Genomic DNA, 22420 nt, shown 5'->3' on the forward strand with positions numbered 1-22420 from the left:
ACAATTGATTCGACCGGAGGAAAATCATGATTCTGCGCTCCAGTGGCCCGTCGCCGTTTGGCCGGAAAGTCAAAATGGTTGCCAAGATTCTTGGCATCTATGACCGTTTGACCATCGAGATGTCCAACACCAATGATCCGCAAGACACATTGCGCCAGCAGAACCCGCTGGGCAAAATCCCGATCCTGATTCTGGATGACGGTCGCAAGATTTTTGATAGCCGCGTGATTTGCGAATATCTTGATGCGCAGGTCGATGGCATCACCCTGCATCCGACCGAAAGCGACGCCCGGTGGGAAGCATTAACGCTTCAGGCGCTTGGCGATGGCATTGTCGATGCCGCGATCCTTCAGGTTTATGAAAACCGCATGCGCCCCGAAGACAAGCGCCATGAAGACTGGCTGTCCTATCAGGCAGACAAGGTCAAACGATCACTTGATCAGCTGGCCCAGACCCCGCCATCGCTTGAAGGCGATCTTACGATCGGGCATGTCGCGATTGCCTGTGCACTCGGTTATCTTGATTTGCGCTTTGAGGGCAAATGGCGCGCGAGCTATCCTGCGCTTGTGGCCTGGCTTGATGCCTTCCGGGCGCGTGTCCCGGCCTTTGACGCGACCAAGTTCGAAGGTTGATCTATTTATCGGCCCCGCCCACGGCATGATTGGCGGGGTCGCAAATGCCCAAACAATAACGACCCGATTTCCCAAAACCCGGAGCCTCACCCGTTATGTCCCGTCTGAACAGCGTTATCCGCCGCCTGCAAGCCCAACGCGATTGCCTGAATGCCGCCGCAGAAATGATCAAGGATCAGGACGGCATCGTACTGGAAGTCGGTCTGGGCAATGGCCGGACATTCGACCATTTGCGCGAAATCATGCCGGATCGGGAAATCTTTGTATTTGATCGTCAGATCGCCGCCCATCCGAAATGCATCCCCGATGACGATCATCTGTTCCTTGGCGATATTTTCGAAACCCTGCCCAGGGCGGTCGAACAGTTCAAAGGCAAGGTTGCCCTTGTCCATTCCGATGTCGGCACCGGGGACGAGGCCCTTAATGCCAAGATCGCGGCCTTTATCGGCCAGACCCTGCCACCGGCCTTGATGATCGGGGCGATTGTCGCCTCCGATCAGAAGATCGACGTACCCGGCACGATTGCCGAACCCCTGCCCGAAGGTGTGCCGCAGGACCGCTATTTCTTCCGGCGTTTCAAAGGGCAATAATCCGCCCGCCCGACACACAGGCCATAGTCGGCCACCGCCCGTAATCCACCATCAGGATACCAGACCGTGACCACCAGTAATGCCTCCTCCCCCAGCGGATCGCAGCTTTCCGAAGCACAGGATTTCCTGGCCAAATATCCCGATGTCGAAGCCATCGACATTATCCTGACCGATTTCCACGGCATCGGGCGCGGCAAGATGATCCGTCGGCACGAGTTGGAAGGCATTTATAAATCCGGTCGCGGCTTGCCCAGCTCCCTGTTCGGGCAGGACGTCACGGGCGAGGATGTTGATGATTGCGGTCTGGTCCAGACCGGGGGCGGCGGCGATTGCCGGTGCTGGCCGGTGCCGGGCACGCTTGGCTATCTGCCCCATACCGGTCGCGGGCAGCTTTTGATTGCCATGCATGAAGAAGATGGCACACCCCATGATGTCGACCCGCGCAATGTGTTTGCCGCACAGGTCAAGCGGGCCGGGAAACTCGGCTTTCGCCCGATGGGGGCATTCGAACTTGAATTTTATCTGGTGGATCGCACGCCCGATGCATCGGGCCTTTATCACCCGGCATCCTATGCCATGACCAAACGCGGATCATCGCTTCGCAATACCATGTCGGTTGACGAGATTGACGAAATGTCACCGCTGTTTGATGCGGTCTATGAAGGCGCAAAGCATCTTGACCTTACCCTGGAAACCCTGATTTCCGAATATGGTCCGGGGCAATATGAAATGACCATCCGCTATCGCGATCTGATGCGTGCAGCCGATGATGTCATCATTGCCAAACGCCTTATCCGCACCTGTGCGCGGCGTTTCGGCATGGAAGCGGTATTCATGCCAAAACCGTTTGGCAACGAAGCCGGGTCAGGCATGCATTTGCACCTGTCGCTGGCCGATCCGGACGGCAACAACCTGTTTGCCGATCAGGCGGACGGATCGCTCAGCCCGTTGATGCTCAATGCCATTGGTGGCATTCGCGGAACCATCGGCGAAACCATGCTGCTTCTTGCTCCGTTCATGAATTCATGGCGCCGATTTGCCTCGGCCATGTATTCACCGGCATCCGATGACTGGGGCGTTGAAAACCGCACCGTGGCGCTCCGCGTTCCGGGCACACCGGGCAAAACGCGCCATTTTGAACATCGCATTGCCGGTGTGGACGCCAACCCGTATCTGGTGGCAGCCGTCACCCTTGGTGCCGCCCTTGACGGGATCGAAAACAAGATTGATCCGGGCAAACCCTGCGAAGACGAAATCGGTCAGGCCAAAGCCCCCAACGACCTGCCGCGACACTGGCTTGATGCAATTGACCAGTTTGGGGCATCCGAGTTCAACAAACGCACGCTTGGCGAACGCTTCCACACGGCCTTTACCAAAATCAAGCAGGCCGAGTACGAACATATGGCGCTTAAGGTTTCGGCGGCAGAGTGGGAATATTACGGGTTTTCCGTTTAAGGAAGATCGGTGATTGACCCGATTGCGCACCAAACCAGCCCGCCATCAAGGTGGCGGGCGGAATTTTATGTCCTGCGTCTGGTGCATGACCGGGTGAATAACTGCCCCATTTCCTTGCCATCCCGGCTTAATGGCGATATTCAGTTCTCAAACTGTCATTAACTTGCAATGCCGGGCCCCGCGACTTATCTCCGGCTTGCAAACAGGCGAGATGAGACAACGCCATGAATGAAATGATCACCATTGCCGAAGCATCTGCTGACGCAATGTCGGAAATGCAGATTGATCCGACCCTTGATCTGGAAGCTGAGATTCAGCGCCTGAAAAAGGAAAAGAACGCGATCATTCTGGCCCATTACTATCAGGATGGGGAAATTCAGGACCTTGCCGACTTTGTCGGCGATAGTCTGGACCTGTCGCGCAAGGCTGCCGAAACCGATGCCGATGTTATCGTTTTCTGCGGTGTGCGTTTCATGGCCGAGGTTGCCAAAATCCTCAGCCCGAACAAAACCGTTCTGTTGCCGGATTCGAAAGCGGGTTGCTCGCTCGAAGATTCGTGTCAGCCCGAACCGTTCCGCAAATTCCGCGAACAACATCCTGATCACGTATCCATCACCTATATCAACTGCTCCGCAGAGGTGAAGGCCGCGTCCGATATTATCGTGACCTCGTCCAATGCGGCCGAGATCATTGATCAGATCCCGCTTGATAAACCGATCCTGTGGGCACCTGACCGCCATCTTGGTTCTTACCTTGCCAAGAAAACCGGTCGTGACATGACGCTTTGGAACGGGTCGTGCATCGTGCATGAACAGTTTTCCGAACGCGAACTGATCCGCCTTAAGACCCAGAACCCGGATGCCAAGATCGCTGCCCACCCGGAATGCCATGACGGTATTCTGAAACATGCCGATCACATCGGATCGACCCGGGCCATTCTGGAATATGTGATCAACGGTCCGGATCAGAAATATCTGATCGCGACCGAGCCCCACATTATCCACCAGATGGAAAAGGCAGCCCCGCACAAGGAATTCATTCCTGTACCGGGTGCCGACGGATCATGTGCGTGCAACAATTGCCCGTTCATGGAGCTCAATACGCTCGAAAAGCTTTATCTGTGTCTTGTCAATAACGGCCCGCAGATCGTCATGCCCGAAGACCTGCGTGTAGCAGCGGTCAAACCGCTTGAACGCATGCTTGAAATGTCAAAGCACATTCCGGTCAAAAAAGACGACGCGGCCTAAGCCAGATCACCTTACAGCCCCGCAAATCTTGCGGGGCTGTTTGCCTTTCCCATCGCATTTAATACGGCACCCACCATGACCGTCCTGACCCAGGCTGAAATTTCGGAATTCATCGACCGCGCCTTTGCCGAAGATATCGGAACCGGCGACATCACATCTGACAACGTTGTGCCCGCTGATGCGCGCCTGCGTGTTGCCCTTGAAACCCGCGAGGATATCGTGGTTGCCGGGCTTGATATCGCGCTGGACTGTTTCCGCAAACTGGTCCCCGATGCCAAAATCGAAAAGCATTGCGAGGATGGCGATGCGATCAAGGCAAAGGACGTTCTGGCCGTGGTTGAGGGCAATGCGCGCGGTATTCTGACCGCGGAACGTACAGCCCTTAATACGCTTCAGCATCTTTCGGGCATCGCCACCACCACGCGCACCTATGTGGCCGCCATGGGCGAAACAACGGCGAAGCTTTTAGATACCCGCAAAACGTTGCCCGGTTGGCGCAAGCTGGAAAAATATGCCACCCGCATGGGGGGGGCGCAGAACCACCGTATGGGTCTTTATGACGGGGTGATGATCAAGGACAACCATATCGGTGTTGTCGGATCGATCACCAAATGCGTCGAAGCTGCCCGTGCGGCCAACCTGCCCAAGATCGAGGTTGAATGCGATACCCTTGATCAGGTGGCCGAGGCCGCCAATGCCGGTGCCGATATCATCCTGCTTGATAATATGGGACCCGATATGCTGCGCGAAGCCGTCGCGATTGTTGGTGGCCGCTGCAAGACCGAAGCATCGGGTGGCGTGAACCTTAAAACCATCGGGGCGATTGCCGCCACCGGTGTTGATTACGTATCGGTCGGGCGCATTACCCAATCGGCCCCGGCGGTTGATATCGGGCTGGATGTTGCCATCCTGTAATCGCACCATGCCCCACCCGGACACACAAGAATCACCGCAAAGGATTATCCGGACCGCAAACTGGATTTTGCGTGACGGGGAAAAGGTGCTTTCGGTGCGCAGTCATGGCCGCGACCGTTTTTATCTTCCGGGCGGGAAAATCGATCCGGGCGAAACCGCCCGCGATGCCATCATTCGCGAAGTCACCGAGGAACTTGGCGTCACCCTGATTGATGACAGCATCCGGGAAATCGGCACTTTTGCCGGGCATGGCCACAATCAGCCCGACGGGGCGATTGTGCGCATGACCTGTTTTACGGCCGACTATCGCGGCATGCTTGCCCCGGCCCGCGAGATCGCCGAGCTGCGCTGGCTGACCCAACGCGAACGCGACCTAATGGCCCCGATGGGCCAAAAGATCACAGCGGCACTGTTTGACATCTGACAGGTTTGTACTTCCGTTCCGGGCAATTCCTAGCGCGGGGCATCTGCATCCGGATCACCACCGGCATCCGGGATGCCGCGGCTCGACGCGTCCTGATCGCGTGAAATATCCTTGGCGGCCGATGGCGGTGTTGCCTGCTGGTCGGCACCATGTCCATCAACATCATCCGATTGCGGGGCCTGCTTGTCCTCGACCTGCGGGGTTTCGGGGCGCGGTCGGGTCTGGCCCCTGCCGGCATCGCGGATTGCCTCAGTCAGCTTGTCGATATCACGCAGATTAAGGTCACGCTGCGGGAACGGAATTTCGATGCCTTCGTCACGGAACCGCTGCACAAGTTCAAACCGGATCGAACTTGCAACCGCCATGACATCGCCGATATCACGCAGGAAATAGCGCAGCTCAAAATCAAGCGAGCTGGCACCAAAATCCATGAACACGACCTGTGGCGCCGGATAGCTCAGGATTTCGCGACGTTTATCGGCCATCTCAAGCAGGATTTCACGCACCTTGTCGACATCGGCCCCGTATGAAACACCGATCTTGATGATGCCACGGCCCGAGCGTTCCTTAAGCGTCCAGTTCAGGACCCGGTTGGAAATCAGTTCGGAGTTCGGAATGACAACCGATGACCGGTCAAAGGTTTCGATTTCGGTGGCGCGTACCCGGATATCTTTGACAAAGCCCTGATCGGCACCAACCACGATCCAGTCCCCGACCTTGATCGGCCGTTCGACCAGAAGGATCAGACCCGATACGAAGTTGTTGACGATACTTTGCATGCCAAAACCGATACCGACCGAAATCGCACCGGCAATGATCGCAAGGTTCGAAAGATCCATGCCCGCCGCCGAAATAGCCAGCAGCACCGCAAGACAGATCCCGGCATAACCGAAGATCGCCGAAACAGAATGTTGCAGCCCCTGATCAAGCTTGGTGTTGGGCAGAACCCGCGTGCTGAGCATCCGCTGGAAGAACCGCATCGCGCCCAGAACAATCACAAACATCAGGGCCGCAAGCAGGATCGACTTCAGGGAGAAATGAATTCCCCCGACCTGGATGCCGACAAAGGCCTGCTGGACAGCAAGGATCAGGTCAACCCAGGCAATATCAGTAAAGATCATCACCGCGACCGGCACGGCAATCGTCACCATCACCACATCGATCAGAACACGGAGCCAGAAATACAGGGTGCCATGCACCGCATCGGTGGTTTTGCTGTCTTCGGCCGGTTCGGGGCGCACCAGATAGGTGTGCATCAATGCCCGGCTATAGCCGCGCAGCAACCAGTAACAGGTCAGGAATGCCAGACCCATCATCAGGTTTTCCAGAATGAAGCGCGCCAGCGCCACATAGCCCAGCGCCATCAGAACCGGCATCAGAATGGCGACGGCCTTCAGACCACGGCGACTGCGCCGTTCAAGTTTGGGCCAGAATTCATGCCGGTCCTTTTCGTCATGCACCCAGAAGACGCCAAGCGACGACACAAACAGCAGGACCGAAATGATCAGAACGTTGGAAATACTTTGGACAAGCGCAATATCAAGCGACGTGCCAAGGGTTGTCGCGCCTTGCAACAGCACCATGTCCCACGCAAAAATCAATGCCACCACCAGCGACGAAACCCCGACAATCCGGGCACCGCGCGGCGTGGTTCCGGCCCGGCGCAGGGTCGGTGAAAATGGGGAATGAACGCTGCGAATGGCCGCACCGACAAAAAGCAAAAACAGGGCGGCGGCAAAGCATTGATGGATGAAATCGCCCATCGCCCCGTTCAAAAGGTCCTCGCGGGAATCAAGAATGCCATATGCCACCAGCAACGCGATCCCCGGCACCATTGCGGTAAACAGGAACCGTGTCCCCGATATCAGGGCAACCCGGTCTTCGGACGGCACCGCTTTCCAGCGCGCCGGCATATAGCGCAGAACAAGGACTTCCCCGCCAATCAGGGCCGCAATCACGATAAAGGATAACAGAACAAGGCCAGGCGCAATTTCGGCAAGCTCGTCGGCCGCTTGACCTTCGAGTTCCAGGTTGGCATAGCGTGCCTGCACCATGCTGGGCAGACGCACAATTTCACCCCACGCGGTCAACCAGACACCGGGATCAAGCGGCACATCAACCCGCCCCAGAATGCGGCGCGTGAAGCGTTCGCGGGCCAGTGCGGCAAGCTGATCGGAAAGTTCGGTCGCACGGAAATCGACAAGTTCAAGCTGCTTGATCACCCCGGTAACGCGCGCGATGTCCTGACCAATGCGTTCACGTTCGCGCGCGACGGCGGGGACTTCTTCCTGGCCTTCTGCCGGGGGTTCGCCAAGCTTGCCAAGGGCGGCTTTAAAGCGTTTCAGTCGCTCATCTGCCCGATCATGAAGGGTATTCACACCAAGCTGGATGGTTTCGATCTTGTCACGGCCATCGGAAATAAACCGGTTGGTGACTTCGTCACGGGCGATCGTCTTTTCCAGATCGCCAAGCGCATCATCCCATTCGGAAATCCGGTTCTGGGCGTTTTCCAGTTCGATTTTCTGAACGGCTTCCTGAGCCTTGTCGTCGCCTTGCGCCGCCACAGGGTGCGTCGCTGTCATCGCCAACAAACAGATTGCAAGACCTGCGAATACGTGACGAAGAGAAGTCATGCCTGATGATCCATATTGATGCCCAAAGACCGGTATTTGACCGTTTTGCCCGATTTGCAAACAAGTTACACTGAAGAATGTAACGAATCATCAAACGTTTCGTTCCCATGATTGATGAAATCGCCATCTGCTGATTGCCCGCATGATTTTCGGCAAAACAGCCAAGGAGCCCCCAATGCACAAATCGGCCCTGATCAACGCCTTTCAGATCAACCAGGACGGGTCGGCAAAACCGATCGAATGGAGCACCCTGCAAGACGGACTGCCAGCACCAAGCGAGACATCCTATGTCTGGGTTCATCTTGACTGGATGGGCGAAGGGGTGCGCAACTGGCTGATCAATATTGCCGGTATTGACCCGACGATTGCCGATACCCTTGCAACACGCGGCACCCGTCCTGGGGTGTTCTTCTATGATCCGGGTTATTCACTGAACCTGCGCGGGGTCAACCTGAATGCCGAAAACGACCCGGCCGATATGATTTCGGTGCGTTTCTGGGTCACCTCAAACATGGTCATTACCCTTCGCAATCAGTCGCTTAAGGCGTTTGACGATATCCGTTCGGCAATTGCACAAAACAGCGCACCGCGCAGCATTGATGATTTCGTTCTGACCGTGGCTGAAAGGCTGATCCACCGGCTTGAAAATGTCGTGCGCGGCATCGAGGCAGATGTCGAAACCATCGAGGAAGACCAGGAAACCGTTGCCGAGGGCAAGACCCTTGCCCTGCGTCGGCGCGGGTCGGATATCCGTAATTCCGTCTCGCGGCTGCGCCGCCATCTGGCCCCGCAGCGCGACGCGCTTTCAAATTATGTCGAACAGAAACCGGCCTGGTCGGACAAGCGTTTCAAACGGCGCGGGCGGGCCCTGACCGACAAGACGATCCGCCTGATCGAAGAATTTGATTCGCTTCGTGAACGCATCCAGATCGTGAACGAAAACCTGATGGCGATCGAAACCGAGCAGATGAACCGCACCATGTACTGGCTGACCGTAATTGCCGGTCTGTTTCTGCCGATCAGTTTTGTCACCGGGCTTCTTGGCATCAATGTCGGGGGCATTCCGGCGGCGGACAACCCGTACGGCTTTGTCACGGTTGCGGTGATTTTGACGGCCATTACCGCCTTTGAAATCTGGCTTTTCAAAAAAATGCGTCTGATCTGACGGGCGGGCATCACTGTCGATGCTACCCTAAGGGCAGAATGCGCAATCGCATCAAGCGCCTTGTTGCATTGCAATGCGTCTTGGCGCTATGACATTGCACATTGAGCTGATTTCTTTCACTGCATCCGAGACTTGTTGATGACCGACGGCCCGCTTTCCCGTTATCGCGCGAAAATCACATCTGGCGAGCTGTCCCACGATCCGATGCAGGAGCTGTGCGCGGAAAAACTCCAAAGCCTGAAAAACGCGCTGGCCCATTACGAACCCTCGACCGGGTCGGGCGGCTGGCGTGAACGGTTTGGATTGACCCGGCGCCGCGAAGAACCCACCCCGCCATCCGGGCTTTATATTTATGGCGAAGTCGGGCGTGGCAAATCCATGTTGATGGACCTGTTCTATGAAACCATCGACATTGAAAAAAAGCGCCGCGTGCATTTCCACGACTTCATGCAGGACGTGCATGAACGCATGCACCGGTTCCGCAAGACCAAGAAAAAAGATGACGCCGACCCGATCCCGCCCATCGCCAAGGACCTGGCCGATGGGGCCTGGTTGCTGTGTTTTGATGAAATGCAGGTCACCGATATCACCGATGCGATGATCCTTGGACGGCTGTTCGAACAGCTGTTTGACCATGGCGTGGTGATTGTGACCACCTCGAACCGCGTCCCGGATGACCTTTACAAGGACGGCCTGCAACGTCAGAATTTTCTGCCTTTCATCGATATGATCAAGCAGAAGCTTGATGTGCTTGAACTGGCCAGCCCCACCGATTACCGGATGCGCAATCTGACCGCCGCAGACGTATTTCTGTATCCGTGCCAGCGTGAAGAAGCCGTTGGCAAGATTGATGAAATCTTTGAAACCCTGACACAGGGGGCACGCGTTGCCCCCGACAGTTTGACCATCAAGGGCCGCAAGATTGAAATCTCGGCCGCGGGGGCCGGTGTTGCCAAATTCAGCTTTGACGAGCTGTGCACACGTCCGCTTGGCCCGGGGGATTACATCGCCCTTGCCACGCATTTTCATACCATCGTCATTGATTTTATTCCCAAACTGCCGGATTCCCGCCGGGACTGGGCCAAACGGTTCGGAACACTGATCGATGCAATGTATGAACACAAAACCAAACTGATCTGCGCAATCGAATGCGACCCGACCGAGATTTACACCGACGGCGATTATTCGTTCGAGTTCCAGCGCACGGTGTCGCGCATGACCGAAATGCGCAGCCAGGAATATCTCGACATGGCGCATTTGACCTGATTTCTGCCCCATGGCGGCCGCGCAAATGATCACGGATCGCGCCGCCGGGATGGGTCAAAAAACGACTCCACCCATCAGAGTTTAAAACGGTTGCAATAATTCGCCATATGAGCGCGTATCGCCGGGTGATTCTTGCGTGAGGCATGTCACAAACGCACAATCGCGCAAATTTCATCGTATTAGCGTTTTTTCGTGTACGTGCCAGTCGCATGGCTGATGGCCGTTTCGTGCAATGCTGGGGCGGTGCAATCGGGATCGCACGCCCGAATTGGCGGCAAACGCGCAGACTGCCTTTCCTTTAGGCAGCCCGCAATCGTAAACAGGCTTTGGTTTTGCTGCGCATTCATGCCCCTTCGCAACCGCAACATGAACGGTTTTTAAGCGTTTAGACCATAGTTGCAACAAACCCCGAACCGGCGGTTTTCCTCGTAAAAACAGCGGGGTTTCCCCTTGTAAATCGAGACGATTCAGTTTACGACACTCGATGTTTACGAACGATTATTTCGCGTTCGCAGGTTTAAATTTTCAATCGCGCTCCCAAGTTGAGTTTCGACCCCCAGGAAGCGTAATAGGGAAGAAGGTAACGGAATGGCCCGCAACAAGATCGCGCTCGTCGGTGCTGGCAATATTGGTGGCACGCTTGCTCACCTCGTCGGCCTGAAAGAGCTTGGCGACGTCGTCCTTTTCGACATCGTTGATGGAATGCCACAGGGCAAGTCGCTTGACATTGCTGAATCCTCCCCCGTCGACATGTTTGATGCCGACCTCAAGGGTACCAGTGACTATAAAGACATCGCAGGCGCTGATGTTGTTATCGTCACCGCAGGTGTAGCTCGCAAACCGGGCATGAGCCGTGATGATCTCATCGGCATCAACACCAAAGTCATGACCCAGGTCGGTCAGGGCATCAAAGAACATGCTCCGAATGCATTCGTCATCGTCATCACCAACCCGCTTGATGCGATGGTCTGGGTGATGCAGCAGGCAACCGGCTTCGATCCGAAGAAAGTTGTCGGCATGGCAGGCGTTCTGGATTCGGCACGTTTCCGTTACTTCCTCGCAGAAGAATTCAACGTATCGGTCAAAGACGTTACCGCATTCGTTCTTGGCGGCCACGGCGACACCATGGTCCCGTCCATCCGTTATTCGACCGTTGCCGGTATCCCGGTTCCCGACCTGATCAAAATGGGTTGGACCACGCAGGAGAAAATCGACGAGATCGTTCAGCGCACCCGTGATGGCGGTGCGGAGATCGTTGCCCTGCTCAAAACCGGTTCTGCTTTCTATGCCCCGGCTGCTTCGGCAGTTGCGATGGCTGAAAGCTACCTGAAAGACCAGAAACGCGTCATGCCGGTTGCTGCTTATCTGAGCGGCGAATACGGCGTTGATGGTATTTACGTCGGCGTCCCGGTTGTTCTGGGTGCTGGCGGTGTTGAGCGCATCGTCGAGATCAATCTTGACGAGTCCGAAAAAGCAAACTTCGACAACTCCGTGAACGCAGTTCGCGGCCTCGTCGATGCTGCTAAGGGCATGCTCTAAGAACGCGAAGCGGGCTGGTCGTTGACCGGCCCGTTTTTCAATCATTGGTGTTTTTAAAACTTCAATGATCGCGGGCCTCGCAAACAAAGTCCCTCCCGCATATACGGGGACATTGAAATCCCGATTTCTGACCCACAGGAAATCGTACGGAAGGCAAGAAAGCGACCGAACATGAATATTCATGAGTACCAGGCGAAAGAAATTCTTCGCAAATACGGTGTGACCGTGCCGAATGGCAAAGTTGCATATACCGCTCAGGAAGCCATCGAAGCTGCCCAGTCCCAGGCTGGTCCGGTTTACGTGGTGAAATCCCAGATCCATGCAGGTGGCCGCGGTAAAGGCACCTTCAAGGAAGCCAAAGCAGGCGATAAAGGCGGCGTTCGCGTTGTCAAAAGCGTCGAAGAAGTTGGCGCAAACGCTGAACAGATGCTCGGTTCGACCCTGGTGACCCACCAGACCGGTCCGGAAGGCAAAGAAGTCAAACGCGTTTACATCGAAGAAGGCTGCGATATCGCACGCGAACTGTATCTTTCGGTTCTCGTCGACCGCGCTTGCTCGCGCGTGATCTTCATGGCTTCGACCGAAGGCGGCATGGACATCGAAGAAGTTGCCGAAGCAACCCCGGAAAAGATCGTCACCGTTGACATCGATCCGGCTGCCGGCTTCTCGGGCTTCCATGGCCGTAAACTGGCATTCGCACTTGGCCTCGAAGGCAAGCAGGTTTCCAAAGCTGTCAAATTCATGTCGGCAATGTACCAGTGCTTCCTCGACACCGATGCAGCCATGGTTGAAATCAACCCGCTGGTCGTGACCGGCGAAGGCGACATCATCGCGCTCGATTGCAAAATGAACTTCGACGACAACGCGCTGTTCCGTCATCCGGACATCGAAAACCTGCGCGACGAAGACGAAGAAAACCCGGCTGAACTTGAAGCTGCCAAACACAGCCTCAACTACATCAAGCTCGATGGCACCATCGGCTGCATGGTTAACGGCGCAGGCCTGGCCATGGCAACCATGGACATCATCAAGCTTTATGGTGGCGCACCGGCAAACTTCCTTGACGTTGGTGGCGGCGCGACCAAAGAACGCGTTACCACGGCCTTCAAACTGATCCTGTCTGACCCGAATGTCGAAGGCATCCTGGTCAACATCTTTGGTGGCATCATGCGTTGTGACGTGATTGCAGACGGCGTTGTGGCAGCTGCCCGCGAAGTCAGCCTGAACGTTCCGCTGGTTGTTCGCCTTGAAGGTACGAATGTCGAACTTGGCAAGAAGATCCTCGAAGAATCGGGTCTGCCGATTGTTTCGGCTGACAACCTTGCCGATGCCGCCGAGAAGGTGGTCAAAGCTGTGAAGGAGGCCGCGTAACTATGGCTGTTCTCGTCGATAAAAACACCAAAGTTATCTGCCAGGGTTTCACTGGTTCGCAGGGTACTTTCCACAGCGAGCAGGCTCTTGCATATGGCACCAAAATGGTTGGTGGTGTTACCCCGGGTAAAGGCGGCACCAAGCACCTTGACCTGCCGGTCTTCAACACCGTTGCCGAAGCGAAACACGTTACCGAAGCAAATGCTTCTGTAATCTATGTTCCGCCGCCCTTCGCAGCAGATGCAATTCTTGAAGCCATCGATGCAAAAATCGAACTTGCTGTCTGCATCACCGAAGGCATTCCGGTTGCTGACATGGTTCGCGTCAAGCGCGCGCTCGAAGGTTCTTCGACCCGCCTGATCGGCCCGAACTGCCCGGGTATCATTACCCCGGACGAATGCAAAATCGGCATCATGCCGGGTCACATTCACCGCCGCGGCAAAATCGGTATCGTTTCGCGTTCCGGTACGCTCACCTACGAAGCAGTTGCACAGACCACGGCCGCTGGCCTGGGTCAGTCGACCTGTATCGGTATCGGTGGTGACCCGGTCAACGGCACCAACTTCATCGACTGCCTCGACCTGTTCCTGAAGGATCCGGAAACCGAAGGCATCATCATGATCGGTGAAATCGGTGGTTCGGCTGAAGAAGAAGCATGTGAATTCCTGCAGGCTTCCAAAGTCAAGAAACCGGTTGCTGGCTTCATCGCCGGTGTTACCGCACCTCCGGGTAAACGCATGGGCCATGCCGGTGCGATCATCTCGGGTGGCAAGGGTACTGCCGATGCGAAAATGGAAGCCATGCGCAGCGCTGGCGTTCTTGTTGCCGATTCCCCGGCAAGCCTCGGCTCGACCATGCTGAAGGCTTTGAAGGGCTAATCTGGGTAGTCAGAGGAAAGGCAAGGGGGGGCGTGGTCCTGTCTTGGGGACCATGCCTTCCGACCACAAATGAAACCTCAAGATCTCGACACGATTCTTAACGAGTCGAACGCAACCTACATCGCTCAAATCTATGCCCGGTATCTGGAGAACCCGTCTGCGGTTGACCAGAGCTGGGCTGAGTTTTTTGACGGGTTGCAGGACGACGCCTCCGAACTCCTCGCAGAAATGCGTGGGCCGAGCTGGCAGCCGCGGGAAACCAAGGTTGTTGGCGGCATGGAGGGATACGACGTCTCACAGGGACATGCCGAACGTCAGGCCCAGGTGGCCTATGCACCGGCAGCCCTCGCAGCACCGGGAGCGGCACAGGTCAATTCTGATGCCATCCGCGCTGCGGCCAATGATTCCATTCGCGCACTGATGCTGATCCGATCCTTCCGTGTGCGCGGCCATCTGGAAGCAAATCTGGATCCGCTGGGCCTTGCCCCGCGTGAACCGCACCCGGAACTTGATCCCAAGACCTATGGCTTCACCGAAGCCGACATGGACCGTCCGATTTTCATCGCGAACGTTCTGGGTCTTGAAACCGCGACCATCCGCCAGATCGTTTCCCTGGCGCGCAAAACCTATTGCGGGTCGATCGGTATCGAATTCATGCACATTCAGGAACCTGAACAGAAGTCATGGATTCAGCAGCGGATCGAAAGCATCGGCAACCAGACGCAGTTTACTGCACGCGGCAAGGAAGCCATCCTTGAGCGCCTGGTAGAAGCCGAAGGCTTTGAAAATTATCTGCATACCAAATATGTCGGCACCAAGCGTTTCGGCGTTGACGGTGGCGAAGCCCTGATCCCGGCACTTGAACAGATCCTTAAACGTGGCAGCCAGCTTGGCATCCGCGAGGTCGTGTTCGGTATGCCGCACCGTGGTCGTCTGAACGTTCTTGCCAATGTTATGGCCAAGCCGTTCCGCGCGATCTTCTCGGAATTCATGGGCAACCCGTCCAAGCCGGACGACGTGATGGGCTCGGGTGACGTTAAATATCACCTTGGTACGTCCGCCGATCGTGAATTTGATGGCAATGTCGTTCACCTTTCGCTGACGGCAAACCCGTCGCACCTTGAAGCGGTGAACACTGTTGTCCTTGGTAAGGTCCGTGCAAAACAGTCCCAGCGCAAAGACACCAATCGCGAGCAGGTTATGGGTATCCTCCTGCATGGTGATGCGGCCTTTGCCGGTCAGGGTCTTGTTGCGGAAACCTTCGATCTGTCGCACCTCAAAGGGTATCGTACCGGTGGTACCATCCACTTTGTTGTGAACAACCAGATCGGTTTCACGACCAAGCCGACCGATTCCCGTTCTTCGCCCTATTGCTCGGACATTGCCAAAGTCGTTCAGGCACCGATCCTGCACGTCAATGGTGACGATCCCGAAGCAGTGGTTCATGCGGCCCGCATCGCGACCGAATTCCGTCAGGAGTTCAAACAGGACGTCGTTATCGACATGTTCTGCTATCGCCGCTTTGGCCACAATGAAAGCGACGAGCCGGCCTTCACCCAGCCGAAGATGTATGACGTGATCGGCAAACACCCGACCACCAAGGACATCTATGCACAGCAGCTGATCAAGGAAGGTCTTCTGACCGAAGAACGCGTCAAGGAACTGGACAAGTCGTTCCAGGATTATCTTGATGAAGAGTTCAAGGCGTCCGAAGCATACCGTCCGAACAAGGCTGACTGGCTTGAAGGCAAATGGTCCGGACTTGCATCCTCGCATGGCGAAGATGCCGACTGGATCGGCAAGACCGGCGTCGACGAAGATCTTCTTCAGGAAGTTGGCCGTGCGCTTTCGACCGCACCGGAAGATTTCGACATCAACCGCAAAATCCTTCGTCAGTTGAAGGCCAAGGCGAAGATGTTCGAAACCGGCGAAGGTATTGACTGGGCAACCGCCGAAGCACTGGCGTTCGGTACGCTGATGTGCGAAGGCACCCCGGTCCGTCTTTCGGGTCAGGATTGCCAGCGCGGTACCTTCTCGCAGCGTCATGCCAAACTGGTCGACCAGACCACCGAGGCCAAATACACCCCGCTCAACAACATCCGTACCGGTCAGGCCGAGCTTGAAGTTCTCAACTCGCCGCTGTCCGAAGCCGGTGTTCTGGGCTTTGAATATGGTATTTCCCTTGCCGAGCCGCACTCGCTGGTTCTTTGGGAAGCCCAGTTCGGTGATTTTGCCAACGGTGCACAGGTCATCATTGACCAGTTCATCAGCTCGGGCGAAGCCAAATGGCTGCGTATGTCGGGTCTGGTGATGCTTCTGCCGCACGGTTACGAAGGCCAGGGTCCGGAACATAGTTCGGCCCGTCTGGAACGTTACCTGCAGCTTTGTGGTGAAAACAACATGCAGGTGGCGAACTGTACGACACCGGCAAACTATTACCACATCCTGCGCCGTCAGATCCGTCGCTCGTTCCGTAAGCCGCTGATCCTGATGACGCCGAAGTCGCTTCTGCGTCACAAGCAGTGCGTGTCGAACCTGTCCGAATTCGGTCCGGGAACGACATTCAAGCCTGTGATCGAGGAAACCGGCAAGCTGGTAGATGCCAAAAAGGTCAAACGCGTCGTTCTGTCGTCGGGCAAGGTCTATTACGATCTTCTCGCCGAGCGCGAAAACCGCGGCATCGAAGATGTTGCCCTGGTTCGTGTCGAACAGCTTTATCCGTGGCCGGAAAAAGAACTGGCAACGGAACTTGCGAAATACCCGAATGCTGATGTCGTATGGTGTCAGGAAGAATCCGAGAACATGGGTTCCTGGTTCTTCGTCGATCGTCGTATCGAAGCCACCCTGTCGAGCATTTCGCACAAGGCGGGTCGTCCGGTTTACGTTGGTCGTGCAGCTTCGGCTTCGCCGGCAACGGGTCTTCTGAAGGCCCACCTGCGTGAACAGGCCGAACTTGTCGATGCGGCACTAAGCGTAAAATAACTTTACCGAACGGGCGAGCAATCGCCCGTTCAATACGTTCATTTAGAATTCATTCGCATCATGGCAGACCCACACTGCCTGATTGAAAAAACGGTCGAGGAAAAAATGGCGACTGAAGTTAAAGTTCCCGCGCTGGGCGAGTCTGTATCTGAAGCCACGGTGGCAAAATGGTACAAAAAAGTCGGTGAAGCTGTTGCTGCCGATGAACCGATTGTCGAACTTGAAACCGACAAAGTGACCGTTGAAGTCAACGCACCGGTTGCCGGCGCGATTGCTGAACTGGTTGTTGGTGAAGGCGACGAAGTCGAAGTTGGCGCCCTGATCGCCATGATCAACGAAGGTGCCGAAGGCGCTGCTGCTGCTCCGGCAGAAGAAAAAGCAGAAGCCAAGGCGGAAGAAGCTCCGGCCAAGAAAGAAGAAGCCAAACCGGCTCCTGCTGCTGCGCCGGCCGCTGCCACCGCAGCCAACACCGACCATCCGCTGCCGCCGGCAGTTCGCAAACTGGTCGAAGACAACAATCTTGACCCGGCCGCCATCCCGGCAACCGGCAAAGATGGCCGTCTGACCAAAGGCGACGTCATGAACTATCTTGCTGGTGGCGCACCGGCACCGCGTGCGGCTGCACCGGTTGCTGCGGCCCCGGCAGCGCCGAAGCCGGAACGTGAACTGCGTGACGGTGAAGAGCGCGTCAAAATGTCCAAGCTGCGCCAGACCATCGCGCGCCGCCTGAAAGAAGCCCAGAACACCGCGGCCATGCTGACCACTTACAACGAAGTGGACATGACCAACCTTCTGGCTTGCCGTAACCAGTACAAAGACGGCTTCGAGAAGAAGCACGGTGTGAAGCTTGGCTTCATGTCCTTCTTCATCAAGGCCTGCACCACGGCCCTGAAAGAATGGCCGGCTGTTAACGCCGAAATCGACGGCAACAGCTTCATCTACAAAAACTACTGCGATATCGGCGTTGCCGTTGGTACCCCGCAGGGTCTTGTTGTTCCGGTTATCCGTTCGGCCGAAGAAAAAACCTTTGCCGAACTCGAAAGCACCATTGTCGATTTCGGCAAACGTGCCCGTGACGGCAAGCTTGGCATGGATGAAATGACCGGCGGTTCCTTCACCATCTCCAACGGTGGTGTCTTCGGATCGCTTCTGTCCTCGCCGATCCTGAACGCACCGCAGTCCGGTATCCTCGGCATGCACAAAACCCAGATGCGCCCGGTCGCAATCGACGGCAAAGTCGAAATTCGTCCGATGATGTATCTGGCACTGTCCTATGACCACCGTATCATTGACGGCCGCGAAGCGGTTTCGTTCCTGGTACGCGTCAAGGAATGCATCGAGAACCCGGAACGCATCCTGCTCGACATCTGATCAGACAAAAGGATCAAAGAACTCATGAGTGAGAACTACGACATTGTCGTGATCGGTGGCGGTCCTGGCGGTTATGTTTGCGCCATCCGCGCCGCACAGCTCGGCCTTAAGGTTGCCTGCGTTGAAAAACGCGGTGCACTTGGCGGTACCTGCCTGAATGTCGGTTGCATTCCGTCCAAGGCACTGCTGCATTCGTCCCACCTGTTCGAAGAAGCTTCGGAACATTTCGATACCCACGGCATCGAAGTTTCCAAGCCGAAGGTCAATCTTGAAAAGATGATGGCCCGCAAGGACAAGGTCGTTGACAGCAACGTCAAAGGCATCGAGTTCCTGTTCAAGAAGAACAAGGTTACCTATGTCAAAGGTGCCGGCGAGATCACCTCGCCGACCTCGGTCAAGGTTGCCCTTCTTGATGGTGGCGAAGAAACCCTGAATGCCAAGAACATCGTCATCGCGACGGGTTCGGAAGTCACCCCGCTGCCGGGTGTTGAAATTGACGAAGAAAAAATCGTCTCTTCGACCGGTGCGCTGACTCTTCCGAAAGTGCCGAAGAAGATGGTTGTGATTGGTGCTGGCGTCATCGGTCTGGAACTTGGTTCCGTCTGGCGTCGTCTGGGTGCCGAAGTCACCGTTGTTGAATTCCTGGACCGCATTCTGCCGGGTATGGATGGCGAGCTGGTCAAACAGACCCAGCGCATCTTTGCCAAGCAGGGTCTTGAATTCAAACTCGGCCACAAGGTAACCGCAGCAAAAACCACCAAGTCCGGCGTGACCCTGACTGTTGAACCGTCCAAAGGCGGCGATGCAGAGGAACTCAAAGCTGACGTGGTGCTGGTTGCCATCGGTCGCCGTCCTTACACCACCGGCCTTGGCCTGGATAAAGTTGGTGTTGAACTCGACGAACGCGGTCGTGTCAAAACCGACGAATATTTCCAGACCAATGTTGGCGGCATCTTTGCGATTGGCGACACCATTGCCGGTCCGATGCTTGCCCACAAGGCTGAAGAAGACGGCGTTGCACTTGCAGAAATGATTGCCGGCGAAGAAGGCCATGTCGATTACGGCAAGGTCCCGGGTGTTGTTTACACCTGGCCGGAAGTTGCTTCTGTTGGCAAAACCGAAGAACAGCTTAAGGAAGAAGGTGCCGAGTATTCTGTCGGTAAATTCCCCTTCACCGCCAATGGCCGTGCGAAGGCGATGGAAAGCACCGATGGTTTCGTCAAGCTGCTTGAAGACAAGAAAACGCACCGTGTCGTCGGCGCGCATATTGTCGGCCCGGCTGCTGGCGATCTGATTGCCGAAGTGGTTCTGGCGATGGAATATGGCGCATCTGCCGAAGACATCGCACGCACCTGCCACGCCCACCCGGCCCTTGGCGAAGTCGTCAAGGAAGCCGCACTGGACGCGGACAAACGCGCAATCCACATGTAATTGATCAGACATCCGTCTGAATGACAAACGGCCGTCCCGTTCATTCGGGGCGGCCGTTTTGTTTTGGCCGTGCTCGGGTCTGAGTTCGGGACCACGTCCGAGGCTGGGGCTGGGATCGGGGCCGGAATCCGGAACGGGACCGGAATTCCGGTCAGATGCCCAAGATCGACATTGCGACAGGTCAGCTTTGCGCTTTTGTCCGATGATTGGCGCGTGACGCAATGCGGTATTGGGGATTAGTATGATAAATCAATATCAAAGGCCGGGAGACCACCATGACCCTATCCATCGGCGTTGTTGCCCATGACCGTCGCAAACGTGAAATGGCCGACTGGCTGGCCAAGCATCAGGCGAGTTTTGCCAATACCCGTATCTTTGCCACCGGCACCACCGGGCGTGTATTGAAGGAACGGTTTCCGGCATTTGATATTCATCCGCTTAAAAGCGGTCCATTTGGCGGAGATCAGCAATTGGGATCCATGATCGCCCATGGGCAATTGCAGGCCATGTTCTTTTTCACCGACCCGATGACCCCCCATCCCCATGATGTCGATGTCCGCGCCCTGATCCGGCTGGCCAACCTTTATGAAGTGCCGATTGCGTGCAACCAAAGCACGGCCGACCTTCTGATCAGCAATCCCCGGTTCGAGGAAATCTGCGAACAATATCGCGACCATTCCCCGGAACAGGTCTTTGCCGATTACAGCAATCGAAAAGTCTGATGAATTAATCGCCCCTGCCCGATATACGTCACCCGTCCCGGAGCGCCCCGTCCGCCATGTCACTTGCCTATGAACTGATTGCTGCGATCTTTCCGATTTTTGCCGCCATTCTGGTTGGGGCTGCGCTGAAACGTTATCTGATTACCGGATCGGATATCTGGGCCGGGATTGATCGGCTGACCTATTACCTGTTGTTGCCGTCCCTTCTGATTGTCGAGATTTACCGGGCGGATTTTTCAAGCGGCAATGCAGGCACAGCAGTCGGTGTTACCCTTGCCGCAACCCTTGGCCTGTCGGCCGCCTTGCTGATCCTGCGGCCCCTGATCACGCGCGATACGCCGCTATTTACGTCAATCTTTCAGGGATCGGTTCGATATAACAGTTATGTGCTGCTGGCGGTTGCCGACGCGCTTTATGGTGCCGAGGGCTTGGCACTTGCCATTGTCTTTGTCGCGGTCATGGTGATTGCCACCAACATGCTGGGTGTGGTGGTGTTAAGTGCGTTTAGCGGCGGTAAAAGCAGCCTGAGCCGGATCATCAACGGGATTGTCAAAAACCCGATCATTATCGCGGCTGGTGCGGGCGCCATCCTGAATGTGAGTAACATTCACGTTCCGCTGCCCATCGAAAATACCGCCGCCCTTTTCAAGACGGCGGCCTTGCCGCTTAGCCTGCTTTCGGTTGGTGCCGGCCTTAAATTTATTCTCAACAAAAAGGCAATCTGGGCAATCACACTGGCCACCACCATCAAACTTGCCATTCTTCCGTTGATCACGGGCATCTGCCTGCATCTGGCGGGGGTCGATGGCATGGTTTTGGCGATGGGCGTGTTCTATGCCGGAATGCCGTGCGCCGGGAATGCCTATATCCTGGCGCGTCAGCTCAATGGTGATCCCGATGCCATGGCATCGATCATCACGCTTGAGACATTACTCTCCGCCTTCAGCGTCGCTGTCATCGCCGGTATATTGAGCATCAATTGAGCTGGCATGGGCGGCATAATCCCCGTCATAACCACAGGCAGAAAGCCCCGGACGCATCAGTTCGGGCGGCGGTGCGTCGACCACGACCGGATCACGATCGGCATGAAACGGTACAATGATCTGACGCGATAGCAGCATCAGCGTCGGCGGCGCGCCAAAGATCGGCGGTTCGTCCCCGCGCCCGTAAAACGGATCGCCAACCACCGGATGGCCGATATGGTCAAGATGCACACGCAACTGATGGGTACGCCCGGTATGGGGCACCAGTTCAAGCCAGGTGATATCGTGACCGTCAGCATCCTTGCCACGACCAAGAACCCTGTATTCGGTCTTTGACGGCTGCCCATCGTCATGGACGACCATCTGCCAGCCACTTTCATCATTGATCTTGCCAATCGGCGCATCGATGAAGCCGTGATCATCTTCCATCGCACCGCGCACCACCGCCCAATAGGTCTTGCCGATTTTCTTTTCGGTAAAGAGGCGGGTAATTTTCTTGGACGATTTCGGATGACGGCACAGCAACAGGCACCCGGCCGTATCGCGATCAAGACGATGTGCCAGGGTTGGTTCAGGCTGAATACCGAATTTCAGATCCGGCAAATAGGCATCAACATGGAAATAGGTTTTCGGCCCGCCATGCGATGCCAGTCCCGGTGGCTTGTTCAGCACGATGACATTCGAGTCACGGTGCAATACATGCGCAATAAGATCTTCGGCAATCGGATGGGTCATTGATACGGCCTTTCATACAAGCCCCTGCTTTACCCCATCAGGCGGTGCCGGGCAATGATGATGACATTTGATCTAGCGATC

The 22420-nt window shown here is 55.9% G+C and carries 18 protein-coding genes; 16 read left to right on the plus strand and 2 right to left on the minus strand.

Annotation, left to right across the window (positions count from 1 at the left end; genetic code table 11):
- The first annotated feature begins 26 nt into the window (after nt 1-26).
- The 6 genes from CU041_RS13335 (at nt 27) to CU041_RS13360 (ending at nt 5263) form a co-directional block, all read left to right on the plus strand.
- Complete coding sequence (locus CU041_RS13335; RefSeq protein ID WP_101247286.1) at nt 27-632, plus strand: glutathione S-transferase family protein; 606 nt, start codon at nt 27-29, stop codon at nt 630-632.
- Between the two features lie 95 nt (nt 633-727).
- Complete coding sequence (locus CU041_RS13340) at nt 728-1222, plus strand: class I SAM-dependent methyltransferase (protein WP_101247287.1); 495 nt, start codon at nt 728-730, stop codon at nt 1220-1222.
- 66 nt (nt 1223-1288) lie between these two features.
- On the plus strand, nt 1289-2677 hold the full coding sequence (locus tag CU041_RS13345; protein ID WP_101247288.1) for a glutamine synthetase family protein: 1389 nt from the start codon (nt 1289-1291) through the stop codon (nt 2675-2677).
- Between the two features lie 224 nt (nt 2678-2901).
- Nucleotides 2902-3924 (plus strand): quinolinate synthase NadA, encoded by a 1023-nt coding sequence (gene nadA / locus CU041_RS13350; RefSeq protein ID WP_101247289.1) that lies wholly within the window; start codon nt 2902-2904, stop codon nt 3922-3924.
- 75 nt (nt 3925-3999) lie between these two features.
- The gene (nadC, locus tag CU041_RS13355; protein WP_068519915.1) at nt 4000-4839 is read left to right on the plus strand and encodes a carboxylating nicotinate-nucleotide diphosphorylase; all 840 of its coding nucleotides are present in this window, start codon (nt 4000-4002) and stop codon (nt 4837-4839) included.
- Nucleotides 4840-4906: 67 nt separating this feature from the next.
- Nucleotides 4907-5263: an NUDIX hydrolase gene (locus CU041_RS13360; protein ID WP_233433103.1), complete on the plus strand. Its 357-nt coding sequence runs from the start codon at nt 4907-4909 to the stop codon at nt 5261-5263.
- A 29-nt stretch (nt 5264-5292) separates the two neighbouring features.
- Here CU041_RS13360 and CU041_RS13365 read toward each other — a convergent pair whose 3' ends face one another.
- The gene (locus CU041_RS13365; protein WP_101247291.1) at nt 5293-7896 is read right to left on the minus strand and encodes a mechanosensitive ion channel family protein; all 2604 of its coding nucleotides are present in this window, start codon (nt 7894-7896) and stop codon (nt 5293-5295) included.
- 175 nt (nt 7897-8071) lie between these two features.
- Between CU041_RS13365 and CU041_RS13370 the strand changes: the two genes are divergently transcribed.
- From CU041_RS13370 to CU041_RS13415, 10 genes are all read left to right on the plus strand, one after another.
- On the plus strand, nt 8072-9061 hold the full coding sequence (locus CU041_RS13370) for a CorA family divalent cation transporter (RefSeq protein WP_068520026.1): 990 nt from the start codon (nt 8072-8074) through the stop codon (nt 9059-9061).
- A 138-nt stretch (nt 9062-9199) separates the two neighbouring features.
- On the plus strand, nt 9200-10327 hold the full coding sequence (gene zapE, locus CU041_RS13375) for a cell division protein ZapE (protein WP_101247292.1): 1128 nt from the start codon (nt 9200-9202) through the stop codon (nt 10325-10327).
- Between the two features lie 588 nt (nt 10328-10915).
- Complete coding sequence (gene mdh, locus CU041_RS13380; RefSeq protein WP_068519918.1) at nt 10916-11866, plus strand: malate dehydrogenase; 951 nt, start codon at nt 10916-10918, stop codon at nt 11864-11866.
- A gap of 141 nt (nt 11867-12007) precedes the next feature.
- Nucleotides 12008-13237, plus strand: coding sequence for an ADP-forming succinate--CoA ligase subunit beta (gene sucC, locus CU041_RS13385; RefSeq protein WP_228196313.1), 1230 nt, complete (start codon nt 12008-12010; stop codon nt 13235-13237).
- A gap of 2 nt (nt 13238-13239) precedes the next feature.
- On the plus strand, nt 13240-14115 hold the full coding sequence (sucD, locus tag CU041_RS13390; protein ID WP_068519920.1) for a succinate--CoA ligase subunit alpha: 876 nt from the start codon (nt 13240-13242) through the stop codon (nt 14113-14115).
- Nucleotides 14116-14184: 69 nt separating this feature from the next.
- The gene (locus CU041_RS13395) at nt 14185-17097 is read left to right on the plus strand and encodes a 2-oxoglutarate dehydrogenase E1 component (RefSeq protein ID WP_068519921.1); all 2913 of its coding nucleotides are present in this window, start codon (nt 14185-14187) and stop codon (nt 17095-17097) included.
- Nucleotides 17098-17202: 105 nt separating this feature from the next.
- The gene (odhB, locus tag CU041_RS13400; RefSeq protein WP_068520028.1) at nt 17203-18468 is read left to right on the plus strand and encodes a 2-oxoglutarate dehydrogenase complex dihydrolipoyllysine-residue succinyltransferase; all 1266 of its coding nucleotides are present in this window, start codon (nt 17203-17205) and stop codon (nt 18466-18468) included.
- A 24-nt stretch (nt 18469-18492) separates the two neighbouring features.
- Complete coding sequence (gene lpdA, locus CU041_RS13405; RefSeq protein WP_068519922.1) at nt 18493-19899, plus strand: dihydrolipoyl dehydrogenase; 1407 nt, start codon at nt 18493-18495, stop codon at nt 19897-19899.
- Nucleotides 19900-20174: 275 nt separating this feature from the next.
- A complete protein-coding gene (locus CU041_RS13410) occupies nt 20175-20621 on the plus strand; it encodes a methylglyoxal synthase (protein WP_068519923.1) in 447 nt (148 codons plus the stop codon).
- Nucleotides 20622-20677: 56 nt separating this feature from the next.
- Nucleotides 20678-21604 carry an AEC family transporter gene (locus tag CU041_RS13415; protein ID WP_101247293.1) on the plus strand — a complete coding sequence of 309 codons (927 nt, stop codon included), beginning with the start codon at nt 20678-20680 and terminating at the stop codon, nt 21602-21604.
- On the opposite strand, the gene CU041_RS13420 is transcribed toward CU041_RS13415, so the two are convergent.
- Nucleotides 21551-22339: an RluA family pseudouridine synthase gene (locus CU041_RS13420; protein WP_101247294.1), complete on the minus strand. Its 789-nt coding sequence runs from the start codon at nt 22337-22339 to the stop codon at nt 21551-21553. The genes CU041_RS13415 and CU041_RS13420 overlap by 54 nt on opposite strands.
- Nucleotides 22340-22420 lie beyond the last annotated feature (81 nt).

The sequence above is a fragment of the Thalassospira povalilytica genome (assembly GCF_002844235.1).
In the GTDB taxonomy this organism is placed as follows: Bacteria; Pseudomonadota; Alphaproteobacteria; order Rhodospirillales; family Thalassospiraceae; genus Thalassospira; species Thalassospira povalilytica.